We start from the raw sequence: 22,409 nt of genomic DNA on the forward strand, positions 1-22,409 counted from the left end.
CCACCCCAACCCGAAAGAGCCACCAATGAGCACCCCCTCTCGCGCAGATGTGCGCCGCGCCAACCAGTCATGGGAAGCCCTCATGACCACCCACGCCACGATGACGCAGCGCTTCGCCGGCGAGGGCATGTGGAGCGAGGTCAGCATGCGCGAGTACGACGTGCTCTACACGCTCGCGAAGGCCGATGAGCCGCTGCGCCTCAGCGAACTGCAGTCGGGGGTGCTGCTCAGCCAGCCCGCCCTGTCACGCATGGTCGACCGATTGGTCACCCGCGGCCTCATCTCACGCGCCGAAGATCCCACCGATGGCCGTGCCGTGCGCATCTCGCTCACCGAGGCCGGCACGACCATCCAGCGCGAGGTGGGCCGCGCCCACGCCAAGAGCGTCACCCGCGAGGTCGGCGGCTCACTGACCGATGACGAGCTGCTCGAGCTCGAGCGACTCTGCCGCAAAATGATTGCTTAATTTGATCCGGATCCGGCCTTGCGGGGTCCCAGCCGGCCGCGCCTATCGCCCCGCCGCGCACAGACTTTGAAGGAGACCAGCATGAACGCACCACTCGACGGACACCTGCCCGCCGCAAACTCTGAGCCCGCTCAGACGCCCGCTGCCTCGCAGCAGCCCCTCACCCTCGCTGTGGTGACCGCGGGCACGAGCGACCCTTCGACCTCGACCATGCTTGCGCAGCGCGTCGCCGACAAGTTCGCGACCCTCGCCGCGGGCCAGGGGCGCGCAGCCCAGATTCGCGTCATCAACCTGCGGCTGCTCGCCGCCGATATCACGACCGCGCTCGTGTCGCAGCACGTCTCTGAAGAGTTGCAGGCGGCCAGCGATATTCTGCGCGACGCCGACGCCATCGTCGCCGCTACCCCGGTGTACAAGGCGGGCGCGAGCGGGCTGTTCACCTCGTTCTTCCAGGTGCTCGACAACGATCTGCTCATCGGCACCCCGGTGGCGCTCGCGGCGACCGCGGGCAGCCCCCGCCACGCACTCGTGGTTGATGACCAGCTGCGCGGCGTCTTCGCCTACCTGCGCACCATCACGACGCCCACGTCGATCTTCGCGGCCCCCGATGACTGGACCAGCTCAGAGCTGGGCGGCCGCATCACCCGCCAGGCAACCGAGCTCTTCGCGCTTGCGCAGGCAGGGTTCCGCGAGACGGTGCGCGGCAACGCATGGAACAGCTACCAGCACACCTACGGCAGCGCGGGCGGCACCGAGCTCGGCATCGAGTTCGATACCGACCTGATGCGCCTGGCCACGGGCGGCAAATAACTCGGAATAGGGGTGGTCTTATTCCGAGTTATCCCGCTAAGTCGGAATAACGAACCTCTTATTCCGACTTATCCGGCTAAGTCGGAATAACGAGCCCCTTATTCCGAGTTAGGTCTCGCATGAGCTCGCGGTTTCGTTCGCGGTTTAGGCGGTCGCGGGGTCAGCCTGATCGGCGGGTTCAGCCGGGTCCGTGTGCTCCGCGTCCCAGCGGGCCGCGCGCTCGTTGAGTAGCGCGGCGAGCCGTTCGAGCTCACCCGGTTCGGCTGTTGTTTGCCCGGCCGAGGCCCGACCCAGCGCGAGCCCCATCAGAAATGTGCTGAGCGGGGCCGCCGGCCGGGCCACCCCGCGCGCCACGTGTTTGGCCACGTTCAGCACCGTCGCGATCGAGACCTCTTCGGGTTCAAGACCCAGCTCTTCAGCGGCCGCAACCAGCCATTCGTCGAGTGCCTCTGGGGGCAGGTGAACGGCCATGGTGATTCCCTTCGGTTGAGCGGCAAAACGGTCGAGCAGCAGCGCGGCTGCTAGCCCGGCTGATCTGCCCGCCGCCTGGCCTCGGCCAGTGACTCGGGCGTATCGATATCGGCTGCCAGCGCCGCCGGAACATGCAGCTCGCGCAGCTTCAGCCCCGCGAGCGCCCGCTTCACCGGAGCGTTCAAGACCCCATCGCCGAGCCCCGCGCAGGCTTCGGCCACGGCGGCCGACCGGTAGCTGGCGGCCAGCCACTGGGCACGGCCTGCGCTGTCGACGAGCAGGGTACCGTCGGCTTCGGCCGCGCTGCGCCCCTCGGCCTGCGCCCGGGCGTGATCCTTGCCGAGCACGGTGCACACGCGCTCGGGGTACTCAAGATCGCACGCGAGCACCCACACCTGTGCGGCGGTGACTTCCACGATGCCGGCCGCGATACCGGCGAGCGGCCCCGCAAACTCGGGGTCTTCGCGCAACACCACATCGGCGCCCGTGCCCGCAGATTCTGGGCCCACCACGATGATGCGGCTGGCGCCCGCAATACGACTGGCGCGCACAACACGGTCGACGAGCCGTTCACCCGCGAGCTTCAGCGCGGCCTTATCGACGCCGCCGAGCCGTGATGCGCGGCCCCCGGCGAGCACGATGACATCGAAGGGTGCGTCGCCACGTGAACCGTGAGCGCGTACCGGGCCTGCTGCATGCATCGATGTCTCCAGTCACTGTCAATGAGCATCGCTAGCTCAACTATGCCCGATATTCGCCCGCAATACCCGCATTGACGCCACAGATGATGCCCGCGTCACGCAACGACCCTGATCACGGTGACCTGATCACCCTCGTGCACGTCGCCCGTTTCTGGGCCGACGAGCGCATAACCCTCGGCCGCTCCGTGCCCACCGACCGAATGGGAGACGCGCCCCGCGTGCACCGCGGGCAGGCAGCGCAGCTCGCTCGCTGCGGGGGCGATCGAAGGCTCCGGATCCTGCGTAAAGATCACCGGCAACACCTGCAGCCGCCCGGTCGCGCCGCGCCAGCTTGCCGCCGCGGTCGCGCGCAGGCGGGGCCGCGAGGTGTCAGCGCAGCCCTGCATGGTGCGCAGCGCGGGCCGCACGAACAGTTCGAAACTCACCGCCGCGCTCACCGGGTTGCCGGGCAGCGCGAAGATCCAGGCGCCCGCCGTCAGCCGCCCCGTGCACTGGGGTTGCCCCGGTCGAACCGCCACCCGCACAGCCCGCACCTCGGGCTCGTCGGCGAGCACGATGCGCATGACATCGCGGGTTCCGGGCCCCACCCCGCCCGTGGTGACGACGAGGTCGTGGGTGGCACCGAGCTTTGCGAGCTGCGCGCGCACCGTGGCCTCGTCATCGGGGCAGCGGGCCACGTGCACCCGGGTGATGCCACACTCGGCGAGCAGCCCGCGCATCAGCAGCGAGTTAGATTCGGGAATCTGGCCGCGCGACAGCTGCGCCCCCAAGGGCTGCAGTTCGGCGCCCGTCACCAGCACCGCAACGCTCGGGGCCTCGCGCACGAGCACCTCGGCGATGCCCGCTGCGGCGAGCGCTGAGGCCCGTGCCGCGGTGAGGGAGTCGCCGGATCGGGCGACGAGATCGCCGGCGTCGCGGTCTTCGCCGCGGGCGCGCACATCGGTGCCCGGGGTGACCGCTTCGGTGATTTGCACGGTGTGGTCGGCCCAGGCGAGCTCGGAGCGTGCGTGTGCGGGGGCCAACGCCGAATGCGTGGACGAGGCCGCGCGCTCGCGGTCCCCGCGGGTGCGTTCGACCCGCACCACGGCGTCGGCTGAGGTGGGCAGCGGCGCACCCGTCATGACGCGCACGCACTCCCCCGGGTTGAGGTGCGGATCCCAGTCAGACCCGGCCGCGACCTCGCCCAGCACGGTGAGGGCGACCGGCTGCTCGGGCGTCGCCCCGCTCGTGTCGCCCGAGCGCACCGCATAGCCGTCCATCGCAGAGTTGGCCCACAGCGGCAGCGGGTGCGCGGCCCGCACGTCTTCGGCGAGCACCGTGCCGAGCGCGTCTTCGAGGGGCAGCAGCCGCGGAGCGATCTGGGTCATGCGCGCAAGCACCCAGGCGAGGTGCGCTTCGGGTGTCACCGCGACGGCCTGCGCGGGGTCTGGCGCTGCGGGTGCTGCGGGCGTTGGGGCCACCTGTTCTTCCACACTTGAAAGTATGCCCGGTTCACGTGCCACGGCCTAGCGCTCAGAGATGACCACTTCGGGGATCTCGGGGATCTCGATCTGCGGAATCTCAATGGGGGTGTTCGCGCGTTCTCGCATGCGGTCGAGCTGGCAGCTCACCCGAGAGGCGGTGCGGCCCGAGCACGCCTTCTCGGCGGGCTCTTCTTCTGTGCCGTCGCTGCCATCGTCGCCCACGGGCGGCTCCGGATCGGCGTACCGCCCCACACTGTCATGCATATTGGGCAGCACCGGGATAGATGCCGCTGCCCCCACGAACCCCAGCACCGCCACCACGGCGACGAGGGCGGCGAGCACCGGCGACCACTTGGCTGGTGGCTTGGCTTCGGCCCCCACTTCAATGGCCGCGTCGAGGCTGCGGCGTGCGCGGCGCTCGGTGGCCCACGTCAGCGCCCACCCGATGAGCGGCGAGAGCACCATGCCCGAGGCGGCCAAACCGACCACCGCGCCCACGTCGCTGCGGCTGTGGTCGAGCCCCGAGGCGGCGCGCACCACCCCAAACAGCGCCCACAGGGCGAACACGCTCAGGCACCGCAGCACCACCACGGCGACCAGCTCGCGGCGGTGCCGGCTCAGCCGCACCACCGCGGCACGGTCTGTCGACGCCCCTTCAAACTGGCGGGCACGCGCGTGATAGCCGAGCTGCCACAGCAGTGAGCAGGCGAATGCGAGCAGCACCAGCGCACACATTGCGACAATCACCCAGCGCACCGCGACCGCGTCGCGCACCACAAACGCGACCACTCCGCACAGCAACAGCCCGACCCACGTTGCTCGTTCGCCCCACACGCGGGCGCGGTCGACGGGGCGGGATCCGGCGATGCTGCGCAGAAAACCGCGGGCCACGTGCTGCCCCGCCGCCCGGTATCGCAACCATTGCACGCCGCCGAATACGCCAGCGACCGCCCACCACAGCGCGACGCCGCTGGGGGCGGCGGCGGTGCCCGGGAATCCAAACATGATGCCCATCGCGGCCACCGCGATGAGGTAGACGGGGGCGTCGATGCGGGTCATCGATCGGTGCCAGAGCTGCGCGAACAGTGCGGTGCGGGCGTCGCGGTGTTGGGGGTCGGTGGCGAGCAGCTTGCCCATTTCGGTCGCGTGCACCGCTTCTTGGTGCGCGTTGACGGTGCCGGGGCGGGCCGCGTTCGCGGTGACCAGCCCGGCGTGCAGGGTGAGCAGCCCCGCGTGCTCGGGGGCCTCGGCCAGTGCGCGCGCCGCGATGTCTTGTGCCTCGCGCGGCTTGCCCAGGCTCCACAGCACATGCGCGGCTTCTTCGTATGCCGCCGCGTCGCCCGCGGCGAGCGCGAGGGCCTGATCGACCTGCTGCCGGGCGGTGTTGCGCAGCGTGCGCGTGCTGCGGTTGCCCCGGTTGACGTGGTTTCCGCGGCTGTCGCGCGGCTCGGCCGAGATGGCGAGCAACACCCGGGCGTATTGCAGCCGGTGCAGCGGCTCGTGGGGGGCCGCGGCCAAACACCCCAGGATGGTGCGTTCGGCGGCGCCCAGATCACCCTGCCGCTGCAGCGTGATCGAGAGCATACGCCGGGCGTCGTGCAGTTCGGGGTGTGCCCCCAGTAACTGTTCGAAGGTCTGCTGTGCCTCATCCAGGCGCCACAGCGTGAGCAGTAGCCAGGCGCGGGTGCCGCCCAGCTCGGCGCTCCAGGGGTTCACCGCGAGGCCCGGGTTCAGTGCCTCGAGCGCTTCGTCATGCCGCCCCTGCGCCGCCAGCATTTGGGCGTGCTTCAGGCTGACGCCGACAATCTGCTCGTTGGATGCTTCGCTGGCGGGCCGCGGCTGCTCACTCACTGCTGCCCGCTCACCGAATGAACTTCTCCCGAGTCAGGTAGGTCTCGAGCTCGTCGTACCTGCCGTCGGCGTTACTGAAGGTGACCACGTTGACCGCGCTCTGCATCCACCCGCCCGTGCTCGGCTGCACCTCGCGCAGCGCGGCATCAAAGTCGGCCATCGTGACGGGGCGCACCTGCCCCGACGCGATCGAATCGGCCATCGCCCGTTCGGCCGCGGTCGTCGCAAGGTGGTCAAGATCGGCGCCCGAGAACCCGTGGGTGCGGGCCGCCAACTGGGCCAGATCGATGCCCGCGACCGGGCGCCCGGTGAGGGCCCCGCGCAGAATCTCGACGCGCGCCGGTTCGTCGGGCGGGGTGATGAGCACCACGCGGTCGAGGCGGCCCGGGCGCATCAGCGCATCATCGACATCCCACGGATGGTTGGTCGCGGCGAGCACGAATACCCCGTCGTTCTTGCTACCCACGCCGTCCATCTCGGTGAGCAGCTGGTTGACGACGCCGAGCATCCAGGTCGCATTCGATCCATACATCGACCGTTTGCCGCCGATCGAATCGAGCTCATCAATAAACAAGACGCACGGGGCATGCTTGCGAGCACGCGCAAACAGCCGCTGCACATTCTTCTCGCTCTCGCCGATAAACGAGTTCAGCACATCGGCAACCGTCACCGTCAAAAACTTGGCGCCAAGCTCGCCCGCGATCGCCTTCGCAATAAAGGTCTTGCCCGTTCCCGGAGGCCCGTACAGCAGCAACCCACCGCGCAGATTCTTCTGAAACGCCTTCGCGATCTCGGGGTTGCGCATCGGGTCAAGAAACGCGACCCGCAACCGATCCTTCACGTGCTGCAGCCCGCCCACATCGGCGAGCGTCACATCGGGAGCCTCGGGCGCCTCGTCGGTGCCATCGTCGGTGCCGTCACCCGCGACCTCGATGCGCTGCGCATCACCGGGCTCACTGCCCACAAACGGCGGCTCGATCACACTGTCGAGCTCGCTCTCGAGCCGCGCCCAATCGATGCCAGCTGCCGGAGCAGGCGTCTCGGGCGTAGCGGGTGACTCCGGATCAACGGGCGCTTCGGGCTGAGCGGCGGCGGGATCTATCGCGGGCTCCCCCGCCGATGGCGCTGGCGGGGCGACGGGCGCGGCGGGGACGGCGGGGACGGCGGGGACGGCGGGGACGGCGGCTGCTGATCCGGATCCTGCCTCGCCCGCCGTCGGCATCGCCAGTGCCTGGCGCATCAGTTCTTGCGCCCGCGCGTTCGCGCCGTCACGCATCAGCACCTGTGACAGCTCGGCCACGGCGCGCGCCTGGTCGCCGTGCGCAAGCAGCAGCTCGGCGAGGTGGAGGCGCAGCGGCAGCGACTCGGGGTCGGCGGTGACCGCAGCAGAGAGCGCGGTGATGAGGTCAGACATGGGACTCCTCGGCGGTGCTGCGGGGCTTTGGTGGGTGATGCGTGGTGCAGGGCGCCCGAGATTTAGTGTCTCACGCGGGCAGCGTGGTCGCGACCGCCGCGACAAACCTCGTGGCCGGGGCCGCGAGCACCTCGCGCACCGCGCCCTGCTGCACAATGCGGCCCTGCTCGATGACGATGAGGCGGTGCGCGAGGGCGACCGCGTCAACCGCCGAGTGCGAGACCACAATCGCCGTGGTGCGGGTGCGGGCGAGCTCCTCGCGCACCAGCTCGCGCACGTCTGCCGCGGCCTCGACGTCGAGCGAGGCGAAGGGCTCATCGATGAGCAGCAGGCGGGGGCTTGCGGCGAGCGCGCGGGCCAGGGCGATGCGCTGGCGTTGCCCGCCCGAGAGCTCGGTCGGTCGTTGCCCGCTCACCTCGGTGAGTTTGAGCCGTTCAAGCCACTCGGTTGCGGTGTCGGCGGCGGCGCGTTTGGAGAGGCCTCCAGCGCGGGCCCCAAAGGCGATGTTGCCGTGCGCGGTGAGGTGGGGAAACAGGCGGGGGTCTTGCCCGAGCATACCGATCGCGCGGCGGTGCGGGGGCAGGTGGATGCCGGCAGCGGCGTCGGCGAGCACGGATGTTGAAGCGGCAGAGGTCGCGGTCGGCGACGCAGAAGAGAACACCGTTGGGGTCGCGGCGGCTGCCCCGCTTGGTGCCGGCGTCGCACGATCGCCGAGCACGATGCGCCCCTCAGTGAGGCGTTCGATGCCGGCAATGGCGTGCAGCACGCTCGATTTGCCCGCCCCGCTCGGCCCCATCACCGCGAGAGTTTCGCCCGCCTCTACCCGCAGGTCGACCACGACATCAAACTCGGGCCGGGGCACACACAGCTGCGCGGTCAACGCAAAGCCAGCGCTGTTGCCGGCGGTATCGCCAGCCGTGTTGCCGCTCATTTCAGGGCTCCCGGTCGCCAGGCCCGCACGCTCACGAGCACGAGCACGGCGGTGACGAGCAGCAGCAGGGAGAGGGCGACGGCGGGTTCGCGGCCTGATCCGGCGCCGTTGAACGCCGTATAGATCGCGAGCGGCATGGTCTGGGTGACGCCCGGAGCGTTGCCCGCGAACAGCGCGGTCGCCCCGAATTCGCCGATTGCGCGCGCGAAGCACAAGATGACGCCCGCGATCAGGCCCGGGGCGGCGAGCGGCAGGGTGATGCGGGTGAGCACCATCCAGCGGCCCGCGCCGAGGGTGGCGGCGGTGCGCTCGTAGGCGGCCCCCGTGGTGCGCAGCGACCCTTCGACCGAGAGCACCAAGAATGGCAGCGCGACAAACGCCTGCGCGATCACCACGGCGGCCGTGGAGAACGGCAGAGTGACGCCCCACAATTGATCGATGATCTGCCCGATGGGGCTCGTGCGCCCAAACAGAAACAGCAGGGCCACGCCGCCCACCATGGGCGGCAGCACGAGTGGCACCGCGACGAGCGCCCGCAGCAGCTGTGAGGTGCGAGGGCCCGAGCGGGCGATGACGAGGGCGAGGGGCACCCCGAGCAGCACGCACAGTGCGGTCGCGGTGAGGCCCGTGCCGAGTGAGAGGGCCAGCGCTTGCCGGGCGGTTTCGCTCGTAATGTCTTGCCACAGCGTGCTCCACGAGGCGCGGCTGATGAGTGCGATGAGGGGCAGAATCAGCAGGGCGATGCCGAGCACCGCGGGGGCGAGCGCGAGGGCCGGGGCGTTGGCGCCGGTGTCGGCGGGGCGATGCGACGTGCGCGATGCGCGCGAGCGGGCACCGTTCGACCCGGGCTTGTGCGCGGCGCGCACGGTGCCGCGGTTGGTCTCACTCATCACGCTTCACAACATATCTGACATCGGCGCACATGATGCGTTTCGTTGGCTCCCTGCGTCGCCCTCGCAGGTGAGCGGTCGCCAGCTCAGGCGCCCGGCCCGAAGCCGTGATCTACAAGCAGGCGCTGCCCGTCTTCGCCGCGCACGAAGTCGACAAACGCCTGCGCCGCGTCTGCGTGATCGGACCTGGCGAGCGCCGCGATCGGGTAATTGTTCACCACGTTCTCGGCGCCAGTGGTGGTGATACCTGTGACCGCGTCGTCGCGCAGCACGTCGGTGCGGTAGACGAGCCCGGCGTCGGCCTCGCCCGCTGCGACCTTCTGCAGCACGCTCGTGACGTTTTGTTCGAGACTCGCGGCCCTCACCTCAACGCCCGCCAGCTTGAGCAGCTGCTCAGAAGCGGCTCCGCATGGCACCTCTGGCGCACACAGCACCGTCAAAACCTCGTCACGCGCAAGGTCTTGCAGCCCTGTGATCGAGGCCGGGTTGCCCGCGGGCACCGCGATCTCGAGGGTGTTCGTCGCGAAGACGTCGGCCTCTTGTACCATCCCCGCGTCGATCACCGTTTGCATGTTGCGGTCGTCGGCCGAGGCAAACACGTCAAAGGGTGCCCCCTCAAGGATTTGGGTGGCGAGCGTCGATGAGCCGTCGTAGCTCGTCGACGAGATCGTGATGCCCGGGTGCGTGCGTTCAAACTGCGCCACGATCTCGGTAAAGGGGCTCTCCAGCGACGCCGCTGCCGCCACCGTGATCGTGACGGGCGCGCCCGCACCAGACTGCGCCGAGCAGCCCCCCAGCCCCACGGCGGCGAGCGCCACGATCGCCAGCAGCGCCTTCGATGCGCGTGCACCCATGTTGTGTTCTCCTTCGCCGCCCCGGTGTGCCGCAGCCGGGCAGTCACCCAGTCGACGTGAGTAACGCTACCGAATCCCCCACGCACCGCGCACGAACTCGCAGCTCACACCCCGGCGGCATAGGCTGGGGAGCACACGCTCGCAGCTGCACGCACACCGTGAGCACCCGCTCACGCGCAAGCACCGCACACGCGAGCGTCGTTAAGTACCGTAAGCGCCCGCGCACATCACCACGGAGGTGACCTTGAGTCAAGCACTGCCCCCTATTCGGGTGCTGCCCCCGACCGGTCGCGTGCCGGGGTCATCGGCCGCCGCCGCATCGCCCGGGGTCAACCTTGTTGATGCCCGCGATCGCCCTCTGCGCGATTTGCGCATCTCGGTCACCGACCGCTGCAACTTTCGCTGCGTGTACTGCATGCCGAAGGAAATCTTCGGCCGCGATTTTCAGTTTCGTGAGCGCGACGAGCTGCTCACCTTCGAAGAGATCGAGCGGCTCGCCCGCGCCTCGGTGCAGTTGGGGGTGCGCAAGCTGCGCATCACCGGCGGTGAGCCTTTGCTGCGCCGCGGCATCGAGGAGCTCATCGAGAAGCTGGCCCAGATTCGTACGCCCGAGGGTGAGCCCGTCGATCTCGCGCTCACCACGAACGGCTCGGCACTGCCCGTGAAGGCGGCGGCGCTGAAGGCCGCGGGCCTCAAGCGCGTCACGATCTCGCTCGACTCGCTCATCGAGGAGCGCTTTCAGGCCATCAACGACGTCAAGTTTCCTGTTTCTCGCGTGCTCGCCGCAATCGATGCTGCCTCAGAGGCCGGCCTCGGCCCCGTCAAAATCAATACGGTGCTCAAGCGCGGCGTCAACGATGACGAGATTCTCTCGCTCGCCGAGAAGTTTCGTGGCACCGGCCACGTGCTGCGCTTCATCGAGTACATGGATGTGGGCGCGACGAACGGTTGGCGTCTCGATGATGTGGTGCCCTCGGCTGAGGTCGTGCGCCGCATCAGCGAGCGCTATCCCCTCGAGCCCGCGGCCCCCACGCACCCGGGCGAGACCGCGAAGCGGTGGCAGTACGCTGACGGCGCCGGTGAGATCGGGGTCATTTCGAGCGTCACCGGAGCCTTCTGCGGGGACTGCTCGCGCGCCCGCATCTCGGCAGAGGGGCAGCTCTACACCTGCCTGTTCGCGTCATCGGGGTACGATCTGCGCGCGGTGCTGCGCGACGGCGCGAGCGACGCCGAACTCGTCGAGGTGCTCTCGGGCCGCTGGCGCACACGCGACGACAACTACTCTGAGCAGCGCGCGGCCCTCACCCCGGGGTCACGCAAGCGCATCGAAATGTCATACATCGGCGGCTGATGTTGCGCACACTGCGCTCACGCCCCACCACCAGTTTGAGGAAAATCACCAGTGCAGAGCCAGACCCACGCCCCCAAAATCGATACCCCGCGCTTGGCGCACCTCGAGCCGGGCGACTTTGACGCGGTTGAGGCCCACGAGTACTACGAGGGGCAACGCTACGAGGCGGCCAATGCCGAGGGCCGCGACCTGCAGGGCGTCACCTTCACCGAGTGCGAGTTCCTCTCGCTCACCTCGGGCGACAAGCTCGATCTGCGCGCCGCGGGCATCATCGAGAGCCGCTTCGAACGCCTCAACGCCCCCACGTTTCAGGCGCTGCGGTCGCGGTGGCGCGACGTCACCATCGAGTCCTCGCGCCTAGGATTCGCCGACTTCGCCGAATCCAGCCTCCACTCAATGCACTTCATCAACTGCAAGCTGGGGTTCGTGAACCTGCGCGCTTCTTCCGTGCAAGACGTGCTCTTCACGAACTGCACGATCGACGAAATCGATCTGGGCGGCGCCAAAACCAATCGGGTGTCGTTCGTCGACACCGAGGTGGGCACCCTCGATGTCACGCGGGCCACTCTCAAGCACACTGATCTGCGCGGCCTGCTGATGCGCAAAATCGTGGGCCTCGAGGGGCTACGCGGAGCCACCATGAGCGACTACCAAATCACGCAGCTCGCGCCGCTGTTTGCGGCGCAGATCGGCATTCAGGTCGCGGGCTGAGAGCTGCCCGCTGATCCGGATCGCCCCAGATTCACGGCCCCTGCTCAGTCAGCGGGCCAAGATTACAGCCCGACCCACTCAGATGAGCGGTCGGTGTAGTGCTGACGCTTCCAAATCGGCACCTCGTGTTTGATGCGCTCCACGAGGCGTTCGATCGCGTCGAATGCCTCGCGCCGGTGCGCCGAAGCGGCCGCGGCGACGAGGGCCGCATCACCGATGCCGAGCGCGCCCACCCGGTGCACCGCGGCGAGCCTGATGCCCGTGCGCTCGCGCTCTTCATTGACCACGCGGGCGAGAAACGTCTCGGCGTCGGGGTGGCTTGAGTAGTCGAGGGCGGTCACCGATTCGCCGCCGTCGTGGTTGCGAATGATGCCGTGAAACATCACGACCGCGCCCGCGTCGGGGCCGTCGACCGCGGCGCGCACGGCGGCCTCGTCGATGACCTCGGTAGAGACAAGGGCCAGCGTCTCGCTCATGCGTTCCTCTCAATCAGTTCGGGTGCCACCTCGGCAACCTCAAAAATACCGCCCGTCACCACGCGCGTGCGCACCCCGCCGCGGGCCAGCAGCTGGGCCGCCCGCACCGAGCGCGGGTCGCGGGCGCAGTGCACGATGAGCGGGGCGTCGCCGTGCTGCGCGGCCTGAGCGACCAAGGCCGCAAGGCTCGCGGGCAGCGGGGATCCGGCGGCCACGGCGTCTTCAATGTCAGCGAGTGGCACCCCGATCGCGCCCGTGATGCGTGATGCGGCCCGCTCTTCGGCGGTGCGCACATCGAGCAGCGCGGGGGCCTCGCCCGCCCGCAAGAGGTCGGCGAGTTCTGTGGCGGTGATGCGCTCGGGCTCGACGTCTTGCGCAGCGTTAGGCCCCGCGCAGAAGAGTTCGTAGTCGATGAGCTGCGTCACGGGGGCCGCCTGCGGGTCGCGGGCGTACCCAATTTCGCGGGTGCGGGCGGCGAGCGCGTCGTAGACCAGCACCCGCCCGATGAGCGGAGCACCGATGCCGGTGATCACCTTGAGCGCCTCGGTCGCGAGCAGCGAGCCGACCGTGCCGCAGAGCCCGGGCAGCACGCCGCCGACCGCGCAGCTGGGCACCGTGCCCGGCTCGGGCGGGGTGGGAAAGAGGTCGCGGTAGCCGGGGCCGTGCGCGTGCCAGGCGACGCCCACCTGGCCGTGATGCTGCAAGAGCGCGCCCCACACGAGCGGAATGCCCGCGAGCTGGGCCGCATCGTTGGCGAGGTAGCGCGTCGGAAAGTTGTCGCTGCCGTCGATGACAAGGTCGTAGCCCGCGAAGATCTCACGCGCGTTGTCTGCGGTGAGGCGTAGCGTGTGGGTGACGACGTTGACAGCGGGGTCGAGATTCTTTGCTGCCTCGGCGAGGGAATCGGTTTTGCTCTTGCCAAGGTTCGCGGTGGGGTGCGTGACCTGGCGGTGCAGGTTCGAGAGCTCGACCACATCGTCGTCGAGGATACCGATGCAGCCCGCGCCCGAGCCCACCCCAGATCCCACGAGGTAGGGCACGCTCGCGCTGCCCAGCCCGCCCGCGCCGATGATCAGCACGCGTGCATTGGCGAGCCGGCGCTGGGCGTCGTCGCTGAAGCCGGGCAGACTGAGCTGCCGTTCGGCGCGGGCCCGCTGTTCGGCCGTCAACGGTGGCCCCGGCTGCACCGCCGGGCCGGGCGCTGCGTGTTGGCGTTCGGTCATACTGGGATCCTACGCGGGTTCGCGGGGCAGGTTGTGTTGTGAGTGGCGGGCGGCGAACGCTGCAGGTGGCAGCCTCGCACCCAATTACCGTGCGGGGCGTCTGCGGCACCAGATAGCATGGCAGCATGTCGCAGATCACCATTCGCTATTTTGCGGCCGCGGCCGAGGCTGCCGGGCTCGAAGAAGAGTTGTGGGAGGCCGAAACCCTGGCGCAGCTGCGCGGTGAGCTCACCGAGAAGTACGGCGCCGCCATGTCGCAGGTGCTGCGGGCCGGCAGTTTTTTGGTCGACGGCGTCGTGCGCAAGGATGACGGGCCCATCGGCCGCTCGGGTCTCACCGTTGATGTGCTCCCCCCTTTCGCTGGAGGATAACCACTATGACCTGCACCTACGACTCCCATCGCGCTGAGGTTGCCGCCAGGCTCGCTCCGCTGCTCGCTCACGTGCGCGCGAATGCCGCCGAAAGTCTGCACATCGCAGACCCCGAGCTCGCCACCCGGGTGACCGCCCGCGAGATCACGGCGCACCTGCCTATCCCAGCGTTCACAAACTCGCAGATGGATGGTTATGCGGTGCGCGCGGTTGATCTCGCGCACGCGTCAGCCGACCACCCGGTCACGCTGCCGCTCGGCTACGCCGCCGCCGCGGGTGACCCGCAGCTGTGGCACGCCCCCGGGTCAGCCACCCCCGTCATGACGGGCGCCCCCATTCCACGTGGTGCCGACACCGTGGTGCCGGTCGAGCTGACGGTCGGCGGCCAGTTTCCGAAGCTGATGCGGGCGCCCCGCGAGAACGCATCAATCGAATCGTTTGTTGAGGCGGCGACCGGGCCGATCTCGATGGTTGCGCTGCAGGCCGCGATCGACGCGCCCGCAGAGCTCACTCAGTCGACGTCGCAGCCCGTCGACACGGCCACGTACCAGGCGCTGCCCTCGGGCTCTGCGACCTTCCACGCGCCGAGCCCCGAGGGCCGCTTCGTGCGCAAGGCCGGTGAAGACCTCGCTGCCGGGGCCGTCGTCGCGGCGGCTGGGGCCGCGCTCACCCCCACCATGATCGGGGCGCTGGCGGCCAGCGGTATCACGCAGGTGCCCGTACGGCGCCGGCTGCGCGTGCTCGTGTGTTCAACGGGTGACGAGCTCGCGCACCCGGGCGAGAGCCACAACGCCGCCCATATTCCTGACGCGAACGGTCCCATGCTCGCGGCGCTGCTGCGCCGCTACGGCGCCGAGGTCGACCTCACGATTGTGCCCGATAGCCCCCGGCAGCTCGCCGACCGGCTGCGCGTGCACGCCGGGCTCGCCGATCTCATCGTCACGATGGGTGGCATCAGCGCGGGCGCGTTCGAGGTGGTGCGCGATGCGCTCGAGCCACTCGGCGGCGAGTTTCACCCCGTGGCGATGCAGCCGGGCGGCCCGCAGGGCTTCGCGAGCATCACCATCGAGGGCGTGCCCGATACCCCGGTGCTGTGCTTCCCCGGCAACCCGGTGAGCTCTTTTCTGTCGGCCGAACTGTTTCTCGCGCCCGTGCTGCGTGAGTTTGCGGGGCTGCGCCCGCCCGCACCGCGCACCCGCACGCTGGCCCACGACGTCGAGTCGCCCGCCACGAAGCACCAGGTGCGTCGCGGCCTCATCACGCCCGAGGGCACCGTGCGCATTCTTCCCCCGGGATCACACTTTGTGCACGACCTCGCCAGCGCCGATGTGCTCGTACACATTCCCGTAGGCGTCAGCGAGATCGCGGCCGGCACCCCCGTAGAGACCTGGAGTTTTGATGTCTGATCACGCGACTCACTCGACCGCGGTGCCCGAGCAGCGCCTCACCCACCTGCGCCAGGACGGCAGCGCACACATGGTCGACGTCAGCGATAAGGCCGTCACCAAGCGCACCGCCACCGCCGAGGCCTTCTTCGTGACCCGCGCCGATGTCATCGCGCAGATCATGAGCGGTGACCTGCCCAAGGGTGAGGCCCTCGGCACCGCCCGCGTGGCCGGCATCATGGCGGCCAAGCGCACCTGGGAGCTCGTGCCCCTGTGCCACCCGCTGCCCATCTCAAAGGTGTCGGTCGACTTTGCGGCCGAGGGTGATCGGGTGCGCGTCACCGCTTCGGTCACCACGAAGGGGGTCACCGGTGTTGAGATGGAGGCGCTCACGGCGGCCAGTGTCGCAGCGCTCACCCTCTACGACATGACGAAGGCCGTCGATAAGCACGCCTCGATCACCGGCCTGCGCGTGCTCGCGAAGTCGGGCGGCAAGAGCGGCGACTGGGTCATCGACGATGCCAACTGATTCAGGCCGCGCGGCCGTGATCGTCGCGTCGACGAGCGCGGCCGCCGGCACGAACCCCGATCTCACGGGGCCAGAAATCGCGGTCTGGCTGCGTGATCGCGGCTACGACGTCTCGGGCCCGATTGTGGTGGCCGACGGGGATCCGGTGGGCCATGCCCTGCGTACCGAGCTCGCGGCTGGCGCCCGCGTGATCATCACGACCGGCGGCACCGGAGTCTCGCCCAGCGACCTCACCCCCGAGCAGACGGCCCCGCTCATCGAGGCCAAGTTGCCCGGCATCATCGAGGCAATCAGGCGCCGCGGCGAAGCACACACCCCGTTCGCGATCCTCACGCGCGGGGTCGCTGGCTTCGCGGGCCACTGCTTCATCGTGAATCTGCCCGGATCACGCGGCGGAGTGCGCGATGGGTTGTCGGTGCTCGACCCGGTGCTGGCACACCTGCTCTCGCAGCGTTCAGGGGCACATGCTACAAACGCCCACGGGCCGCGCGCGTAACTCGCTGAGTCCAGTCGCTCGGCTACGCAAGCACGCTCAGCCATGTGGGCGCAGAAACACGAATCTCCCTCCCGCAAGGTTTGCGAGAGGGAGAAACTTGTTATTCGTTGGTTAGGCGGTGACGTACGAGTCGGCGATGTTGAGCGCCTCGTCGATGATGTCGAGGCCCTTCACCAGGTCCTCTTCCGAGATGATCAGCGGGGGTGCGACCTGCAGGCGGTTGCCCGCAGCGAACGGCCACAGACCGGCCTGCTTGCAGGCTGCCACGACCGCGTTGAATGGTGCGGCGGCCTCGCCCGCGGCGTTGAACGGTACGAGCGGCTCGCGGGTTTCGCGGTCGAGCACGAGCTCGATGGCCCAGAACAGGCCCTTGCCGCGCACTTCGCCCACCGAGGGGTGCTTCTCGAGCATGGCTTCGAGGCGGGGGCGTACGACGCGCTCGCCCAGGTCGCGCACGCGCTCCAGGATCTGCTCTTCTTCGAAGATGTCGAACGTGGCCACGCCTGCCGCGCAACCGAGGGGGTGACCCGAGTAGGTCAGGCCGCCGGGGAACGAGCGCTGGTCGAACGTGTTGTGGATCGCCTCAGAGATGATGACGCCGCCCAGGGGCACGTAGCCCGAGTTGACGCCCTTCGCGAAGGTCACCAGGTCGGGGTTGACGCCGAAGCCCTGGAACGCGAACCACTCGCCGGTGCGACCGAACCCGGCCATCACCTCGTCGCAGATCATGAGAATGCCGAACTCGTCGCACAGTGCGCGCACACCCTCGAGGTAACCGGGGGTGGGGATCAGAATGCCGTTGGTGCCGGTGACCGACTCGAGGATGATCGCGGCGATCGTGTTCGCGCCCTCAAGCTCGATCGTGGAGCGCAGGTGCGCCAGCGCCCGCTCGGTCTCTTGCTCGGGCGTCTCAGCGTAGAACGCCGAACGGTACGGGTAGGGGCCCGTGAAGTGCACGACGCCGGCGTCGAGCGTGCCGTTGGCCCAGCGACGCGGCTCACCCGTGAGGGTGATCGCGGTGCTCGTCGAGCCGTGGTACGAACGGTAGCGTGCGAGCACCTTCTGGCGGCCGGTGTGGTGGCGCGCCATGCGCACGGCATACTCGACGGCGTCGGCGCCACCGTTGGTGAAGAACACCGAGCGTGCACCCTCGAAGGAGTGCTCAACGATGCGCTTGGCGAGCTCGCCGCGCACGTCATTAGCCAGCGCGGGCTGGATAGTCGCGAGGCGGCCGGCCTGCTCTTGAATGGCCTTCACAAGGCCGGGGTGCTGGTGGCCCAGGTTGAGGTTGACGAGCTGCGACGAGAAGTCGAGGTACTCGGTGCCGTCGTAGTCCCAGAAGCGTACGCCCTCGCCCTTGGCGATGGGCAGCGGGTTGATCGCGCCCTGCGCCGACCACGAGTGGAAGACGTACTGGCGGTCGTTTTCGCGCACCTGGCGCTGCGCCTCGGTGTCGCCAAAGCTCTGCTCGGCGCCAAACAGGTCAACATAGTCAGACATGTAATTCCTTCTTCAGTGAAAGTTACGAGAGATGGGTACGGGCCTGCCGCCCACTCAGTATGAGTGGACGGCAGGCCCAAAGCAATTAGCTGTTGCTGGGGAAGCCGAGGTCGACCTTCGACTGATCGGGGTTGGGCCAGCGAGTGGTGACCACCTTCGAGCGGGTGTAGAAGTTGACCGACTCTGGGCCGTAAATGTGGGTGTCGCCGAACAGCGAATCCTTCCAGCCACCGAACGAGAACGAACCAACGGGCACGGGGATCGGCACGTTGATGCCGACCATACCGGCTTCAACGTCGAACTCGAACTGGCGAGCCACGCCACCGTCGCGGGTGAAGATCGCGGTGCCGTTGCCGAACTGGTGCGAGTTGATGAGCTCGAGGCCCTCTTCGTAGGTGTCGACGCGCACCACAGCGAGCACCGGGCCGAAGATCTCTTCGCGGTACACCTTGCTGTCGGTCTTGACGTGGTCGAGCAGCGTGGGGCCGGTGAAGAAGCCGTTGCCCTCGAACTTGAAGTCGCGGCCGTCAACCACCACGGTGGCGCCCTCGGCTGCAGCGCCTGCAACGTAGCCCTCAACGCGAGCTTTCGCCTCGGGGGTGATCAGCGGGCCCATGTCGGTGCCAGCAACTGCGCCGTCACCGATCTTGAGGTCGGCAATGCGGCTGACGATCTCGGGGATGACGCGGTCGGCCATCTCATCGCCCACGGCGACGAGCACCGAAACGGCCATGCAACGCTCGCCGGCTGCGCCGTACGCTGCCGAGATCGCGGCGTCTGCAGTGACCTTGAGGTCGGCGTCGGGCATCACGAGCATGTGGTTCTTTGCGCCGCCGAGTGCCTGCACGCGCTTGCCGTTGGCTGCCGCACGCTCGTAGATGTACTTCGCGATGGGGGTCGAGCCGACGAACGAGATCGCCTTCACATCGGGGGCGTCGAGCAGCGTGTCAACGGCAACCTTGTCGCCGTGCACGACGTTCAGCACGCCGTCGGGCAGGCCAGCCTCGCGGAACAGGTCGGCGATGAACACCGATGCTGAGGGGTCGCGCTCTGAGGGCTTGAGCACCACGGTGTTGCCGCAGGCGATCGCGCTGGCGATCATCCACAGGGGCACCATGATGGGGAAGTTGAAGGGGGTGATCGCTGCGACCACACCGACGGGCTGCTTCACCGAGTGCACGTCAACGCCGGTCGATACCTGCTCGTCGCGCTCGCCCTTCAGCAGGTTGAGCAGGCCCGATGCGAACTCGACGTTCTCGAGCCCACGTGCCACCTCACCGGCGGCGTCCTCAAGTACCTTGCCGTGCTCGGCGGTCACAATCGCCGAGAGCTCGGGGGTGCGCTGCTTGAGCAGCTGGCGCAGGTTGAAGAACACGTTGGCACGCTTCGTGAGACTGGTGCGGCGCCACATGGGCAGCGCGGCCTGAGCTGCCGCGATGGCCTGCTCAACGGTTTCGACCGATGCGATGGGCACCTCGTGGTGCTTCTCGCCCGTGGCCGGGTTGAAGACCGTCTGCAGACGCTCAGCTGCGTCGACCTTTTCGCCGCCGATAACGTGGGGAATGAGTGCCATTCGTTCGCGCTTCCTTGCTGTGTAGAGAGGCAATACCTAAGTTTCGGGCATTGTGTGTGAGCCTTCATTGCTCGCTTGATCTCAGTGTGCCAGGGGCCTTCAGATAGATCGAGCGACAGACCATCGCAACATCAGCCGGTTTCCATACAATGTGTATGTGAGTGAATTTAGCGCGACGACCGCGCAGGCCCTGTCGATCGCTGACGTGCTCGAATTTGCCGAGGTGCGGGCGGGCAAACCCGAGATTGCGACGGGCCGCGGGGCGCTCGGGCGCACCCTGCGCTGGGCGCACGTGGTCGCCGGCCGCGGGGCGATCGCGCTGCTCGACGGCGGCGAACTCGTGCTCACCACCGGAGCCGGGTGGCCCGACGACGGTGACGGGCTGGTCGAAGTCGCGGCAGAGTTGACGGCCGCTGATCCGGCGGGCGTGATCTTGGAGCTGGGCGGCAATTATGCTGCTGCTCCCGCCGCGCTGATTGCGGCGTGCGCGCGGGCCGAGATTCCGCTCATCGTGCTGCACGGCGAGGTGCGCTTCATGCAGATCACGCAGCGGGTGCACCAGCGCGTGCTCGCCGCGCAGACCGAGGCGCTCGAGGCGCGGGCCGAGGTGCACGCGATGCTCACCGAGCTCGGGCTCAACCGCAGCCCCATCGATTACGTCGTTGAGCGGTTGGCCGAGACGATTCTGGCGCCGGTGGTGCTCGAGGATTCTGCGGGGCGCGTGGTCGCGTGGGATGGCCAGGGGCAGGCCCCCGAGACGGTGCTGCGCGACTGGGGAACGGAGCCCGCAGCGGGCGGAGCCGGTGCCCCGGCCACTGCGGCCCCGCAGCCCGGCACCCCGCACGCCCCCGCGTGGGAGCCCGCCGATCACGTGACCGTCGAGGCGCAGGGCAAACGATTTGGCCGACTCACCGCGCTGCCCGGGCCGCCCCACCCCGCGGGCCGGCAGACCGTGCTCGAGCTGGGGGCGTTCGCACTCGCGCTCGCCCGCCTCGCCGACCCCGAGGGCGACGAGTGGCTGCAGCTCAGCTCAAAACAGCTGTTTGACACGCTGCTCGGCGGCAGGTTTCGCCGCGATGCCGAGGTGGCGGCGCAGCTCACCGCGGCGGGGCTGCCCATCGACGGCCGCACCCTGCTGGGGGCGACGCTGCGCGGCACCGGAGATTTTGGCGCCCACGCCTCGCTCGAGCGCGCGGTGCTCGAGACGGCGCTGCGCCGCGCGGTAGCCCCCGAGGGGCGGGTGATTGTGGTGGCCGACCCCGAGGACCCCTCGCCCAACCCCGCGCTGCTCGCGCTGCTGTCGTTCGCCCCCGATGATGCGCGCGTGGCGGTGGCGGCCACTCCCCCGCTCGCGACCAGGCTCGCGCACGAACTCGGCATGCTGCTGCCCGCGACAACGCCCGCGCCGTGGCGGGCGCACCTGGGACTGGGGGCGCCCGGGCACGGGCTGCGCTCGCTCATCACCTCACTCGAGCGGGTGCGCGCCTCGGGCCACCTCGCGCCCACCGCGCAGGCGGGGCGGGTGACGGTGCAGCAGGCCGAGCGGCAGGCCCTCGCCTACCTGATGCGCGGCCTCGCGGCGCTGCCCGAGGTGCAGGAGTTCGCCGCAGATGCCTTAGGCCCACTGCTCGAACACGATGCGGCGGCGGGCCCGGGCCACTCGGGCGACCTCGTGTTCGTACTCGAGGCGTACCTCGCCCACCCCACGAACCGCTCGCTCGCGGCGCAGCGGGCCAGGCTCTCGCGCTCGGTGTTCTACCAGCGGCTCGCGCTGATCGAGGATCTGCTCGCGGTCGATCTCGCAGACGGCGGCACGATCGCCACGCTCGCGGTCGCGCTGCACGCGCGGCGGTGATGTGGGCGGATCCGGATCAAAATCGCGCCGATTAGGCCAGCGCAGTGCCCAGGTTCCAGAGCGCGGGGTAGTCGTGGCCGAGGCCGGTGACGAGGCGGCGCAGCGCCGGCAGCGAGAGGCCCATCACGCAGCTGGGGGCACCCTCGATGCTTTCGATGAAGGCGCCGGCGAGGCCGTCGATCGCGAAGCCGCCCGCGAGCTCGAGCGGTTCGCCCGTGGCCACGTAGGCGGCCAGTTCGGCGTCGGTGACGTCGGCGGCGAGCGACACGAGCGCCGTATCCACCTCGCCGGCTGCGGCACGATGTTCGCCGCCCGAATGGTCAATCACCCAGTGCCCCGAGTGCAGCACGCCGGTGCGGCCGCGGTGCTGGCGTGAGCGCTCGAGTGCGACCTCGGGCAGGTGCGGCTTGCCGAGAATCTCGCCGTCGAGCAGAAACATCGAGTCGCCGCCGAGCACGAGGCCGTCGATCTCGTGGCCGTGCCTGCGCACCACGTCTTCGGCCTTCAGTCGGCCCAGGTACTCAGTGAGTTCGGGGGCGGTGAGGGCCCGGCCGAGCTCGGCCTCGCGGGCCGCAACCTCGGCGTCTTCATCGACCTCGGGTGAGAAACAGATCGGGTCGATTCCGGCAGCGCGCAGCACTGAGAGGCGGGCGGGGGACGTCGAGGCGAGGTACAAGCGCATAGGCCCGATTCTATGCCGTGGCCGCGATTTGCGCGGCGGCACTATCTATTGCGCGGCCCCCGTGTAAGGATCGTGGGCATGGGGCACCTGATCTATGCGGCGACCACGGAATATCCGATCGAGGACCGTGCGCTCGCTCACCTCAAGGCGGCGGTGGGCATGAAGCTGCGCCTGCAAGAAAGCTTCTTCATCAACTGGTCGCTCACGCATGAAGAGGGCAGCGGGCGCATCTCGCTGTGGTGTGCGCCGTCGATTCCGCTGATCTTCAAGTTCTCGGGCAGCCGGCCCATCGAGCTGAACCAGGTGTGGGTGGAGGTGCTCACTGACCTCGCAAATACTCCGCGCGGGCTGCAGATCATCACCGAGAAAGACGCTGAGCGATACCACAGCACGCACCGCGCCTAGT

23 protein-coding genes are annotated in these 22,409 nt (G+C 68.9%); 10 read left to right on the top strand and 13 right to left on the bottom strand.

The features are described 5' to 3' along the window. The first annotated feature begins 25 nt into the window (after positions 1 to 25). Positions 26 to 466 (top strand): MarR family winged helix-turn-helix transcriptional regulator, encoded by a 441-nt coding sequence (locus tag JOF28_RS06875; RefSeq protein ID WP_209705089.1) that lies wholly within the window; start codon positions 26 to 28, stop codon positions 464 to 466. An 81-nt stretch (positions 467 to 547) separates the two neighbouring features. Further along, a complete protein-coding gene (locus tag JOF28_RS06880) occupies positions 548 to 1,276 on the top strand; it encodes a CE1759 family FMN reductase (protein ID WP_209705090.1) in 729 nt (242 codons plus the stop codon). Positions 1,277 to 1,420: 144 nt separating this feature from the next. On the opposite strand, the gene JOF28_RS06885 is transcribed toward JOF28_RS06880, so the two are convergent. From JOF28_RS06885 to modA, 8 genes are all read right to left on the bottom strand, one after another. Next, positions 1,421 to 1,747 carry a DUF6457 domain-containing protein gene (locus JOF28_RS06885; protein ID WP_209705091.1) on the bottom strand — a complete coding sequence of 109 codons (327 nt, stop codon included), beginning with the start codon at positions 1,745 to 1,747 and terminating at the stop codon, positions 1,421 to 1,423. Positions 1,748 to 1,797: 50 nt separating this feature from the next. Continuing rightward, a complete protein-coding gene (gene mobA, locus JOF28_RS06890) occupies positions 1,798 to 2,448 on the bottom strand; it encodes a molybdenum cofactor guanylyltransferase (RefSeq protein ID WP_209705092.1) in 651 nt (216 codons plus the stop codon). 95 nt (positions 2,449 to 2,543) lie between these two features. Then, positions 2,544 to 3,920 (bottom strand): molybdopterin molybdotransferase MoeA, encoded by a 1,377-nt coding sequence (locus JOF28_RS14815; RefSeq protein ID WP_342452107.1) that lies wholly within the window; start codon positions 3,918 to 3,920, stop codon positions 2,544 to 2,546. Positions 3,921 to 3,953: 33 nt separating this feature from the next. Continuing rightward, a complete protein-coding gene (locus JOF28_RS06900) occupies positions 3,954 to 5,762 on the bottom strand; it encodes a tetratricopeptide repeat protein (RefSeq protein ID WP_209705093.1) in 1,809 nt (602 codons plus the stop codon). A 10-nt stretch (positions 5,763 to 5,772) separates the two neighbouring features. Further along, positions 5,773 to 7,176, bottom strand: coding sequence for an ATP-binding protein (locus JOF28_RS06905; protein ID WP_209705094.1), 1,404 nt, complete (start codon positions 7,174 to 7,176; stop codon positions 5,773 to 5,775). Between the two features lie 70 nt (positions 7,177 to 7,246). Then, positions 7,247 to 8,107 (bottom strand): sulfate/molybdate ABC transporter ATP-binding protein, encoded by an 861-nt coding sequence (locus tag JOF28_RS06910; RefSeq protein ID WP_209705095.1) that lies wholly within the window; start codon positions 8,105 to 8,107, stop codon positions 7,247 to 7,249. Then, positions 8,104 to 8,997 (bottom strand): ABC transporter permease, encoded by an 894-nt coding sequence (locus tag JOF28_RS06915; protein WP_245189897.1) that lies wholly within the window; start codon positions 8,995 to 8,997, stop codon positions 8,104 to 8,106. Before JOF28_RS06915 ends, JOF28_RS06910 begins: the two co-directional genes overlap by 4 nt. A gap of 86 nt (positions 8,998 to 9,083) precedes the next feature. Continuing rightward, a complete protein-coding gene (modA, locus tag JOF28_RS06920) occupies positions 9,084 to 9,851 on the bottom strand; it encodes a molybdate ABC transporter substrate-binding protein (protein WP_209705096.1) in 768 nt (255 codons plus the stop codon). 238 nt (positions 9,852 to 10,089) lie between these two features. On the opposite strand from modA, the gene moaA reads away from it, so the two are divergent. Next, positions 10,090 to 11,202, top strand: coding sequence for a GTP 3',8-cyclase MoaA (moaA, locus tag JOF28_RS06925; RefSeq protein WP_342452108.1), 1,113 nt, complete (start codon positions 10,090 to 10,092; stop codon positions 11,200 to 11,202). 51 nt (positions 11,203 to 11,253) lie between these two features. Next, positions 11,254 to 11,913 (top strand): pentapeptide repeat-containing protein, encoded by a 660-nt coding sequence (locus JOF28_RS06930; protein ID WP_209705098.1) that lies wholly within the window; start codon positions 11,254 to 11,256, stop codon positions 11,911 to 11,913. 62 nt (positions 11,914 to 11,975) lie between these two features. On the opposite strand, the gene JOF28_RS06935 is transcribed toward JOF28_RS06930, so the two are convergent. Beyond that, the gene (locus tag JOF28_RS06935; RefSeq protein WP_209705099.1) at positions 11,976 to 12,389 is read right to left on the bottom strand and encodes a molybdenum cofactor biosynthesis protein MoaE; all 414 of its coding nucleotides are present in this window, start codon (positions 12,387 to 12,389) and stop codon (positions 11,976 to 11,978) included. After that, entirely contained in the window at positions 12,386 to 13,612 is a 1,227-nt protein-coding gene (locus JOF28_RS06940) for a ThiF family adenylyltransferase (RefSeq protein ID WP_209705100.1), read from the bottom strand. The genes JOF28_RS06935 and JOF28_RS06940 overlap by 4 nt, the downstream gene beginning before the upstream one ends. A 125-nt stretch (positions 13,613 to 13,737) precedes the next feature. Between JOF28_RS06940 and JOF28_RS06945 the strand changes: the two genes are divergently transcribed. From JOF28_RS06945 to JOF28_RS06960, 4 genes are read left to right on the top strand one after another with little or no spacing between them, the layout of a single operon-like run. Beyond that, positions 13,738 to 13,983, top strand: a complete 246-nt coding sequence (locus tag JOF28_RS06945; RefSeq protein ID WP_209705101.1) for a MoaD/ThiS family protein — start codon at positions 13,738 to 13,740, stop codon at positions 13,981 to 13,983. Positions 13,984 to 13,988: 5 nt separating this feature from the next. Beyond that, positions 13,989 to 15,389, top strand: coding sequence for a molybdopterin molybdotransferase MoeA (locus JOF28_RS06950; protein WP_209705102.1), 1,401 nt, complete (start codon positions 13,989 to 13,991; stop codon positions 15,387 to 15,389). After that, entirely contained in the window at positions 15,382 to 15,897 is a 516-nt protein-coding gene (gene moaC / locus JOF28_RS06955; RefSeq protein ID WP_209705103.1) for a cyclic pyranopterin monophosphate synthase MoaC, read from the top strand. The genes JOF28_RS06950 and moaC overlap by 8 nt, the downstream gene beginning before the upstream one ends. Beyond that, the gene (locus JOF28_RS06960) at positions 15,887 to 16,393 is read left to right on the top strand and encodes a MogA/MoaB family molybdenum cofactor biosynthesis protein (RefSeq protein WP_209705104.1); all 507 of its coding nucleotides are present in this window, start codon (positions 15,887 to 15,889) and stop codon (positions 16,391 to 16,393) included. The genes moaC and JOF28_RS06960 overlap by 11 nt, the downstream gene beginning before the upstream one ends. A 111-nt stretch (positions 16,394 to 16,504) precedes the next feature. On the opposite strand, the gene JOF28_RS06965 is transcribed toward JOF28_RS06960, so the two are convergent. Then, on the bottom strand, positions 16,505 to 17,893 hold the full coding sequence (locus tag JOF28_RS06965) for an aspartate aminotransferase family protein (protein ID WP_209705105.1): 1,389 nt from the start codon (positions 17,891 to 17,893) through the stop codon (positions 16,505 to 16,507). An 85-nt stretch (positions 17,894 to 17,978) separates the two neighbouring features. Beyond that, positions 17,979 to 19,466 (bottom strand): CoA-acylating methylmalonate-semialdehyde dehydrogenase, encoded by a 1,488-nt coding sequence (locus tag JOF28_RS06970; protein ID WP_209705106.1) that lies wholly within the window; start codon positions 19,464 to 19,466, stop codon positions 17,979 to 17,981. 157 nt (positions 19,467 to 19,623) lie between these two features. Here JOF28_RS06970 and JOF28_RS06975 point away from each other — a divergent pair, with 157 nt between their 5' ends. Then, entirely contained in the window at positions 19,624 to 21,321 is a 1,698-nt protein-coding gene (locus JOF28_RS06975; protein ID WP_342452109.1) for a PucR family transcriptional regulator, read from the top strand. Positions 21,322 to 21,352: 31 nt separating this feature from the next. Here JOF28_RS06975 and JOF28_RS06980 read toward each other — a convergent pair whose 3' ends face one another. Beyond that, positions 21,353 to 22,003, bottom strand: a complete 651-nt coding sequence (locus JOF28_RS06980) for a Maf family protein (protein WP_209705108.1) — start codon at positions 22,001 to 22,003, stop codon at positions 21,353 to 21,355. A gap of 78 nt (positions 22,004 to 22,081) precedes the next feature. Between JOF28_RS06980 and JOF28_RS06985 the strand changes: the two genes are divergently transcribed. Further along, on the top strand, positions 22,082 to 22,408 hold the full coding sequence (locus tag JOF28_RS06985) for a DUF7882 family protein (RefSeq protein ID WP_209705109.1): 327 nt from the start codon (positions 22,082 to 22,084) through the stop codon (positions 22,406 to 22,408). Position 22,409: the final 1 nt, after the last annotated feature.

Origin of the sequence: Leucobacter exalbidus, from assembly GCF_017834145.1 — a bacterium.
GTDB classification, from domain to species: Bacteria; Actinomycetota; Actinomycetes; order Actinomycetales; family Microbacteriaceae; genus Leucobacter; species Leucobacter exalbidus.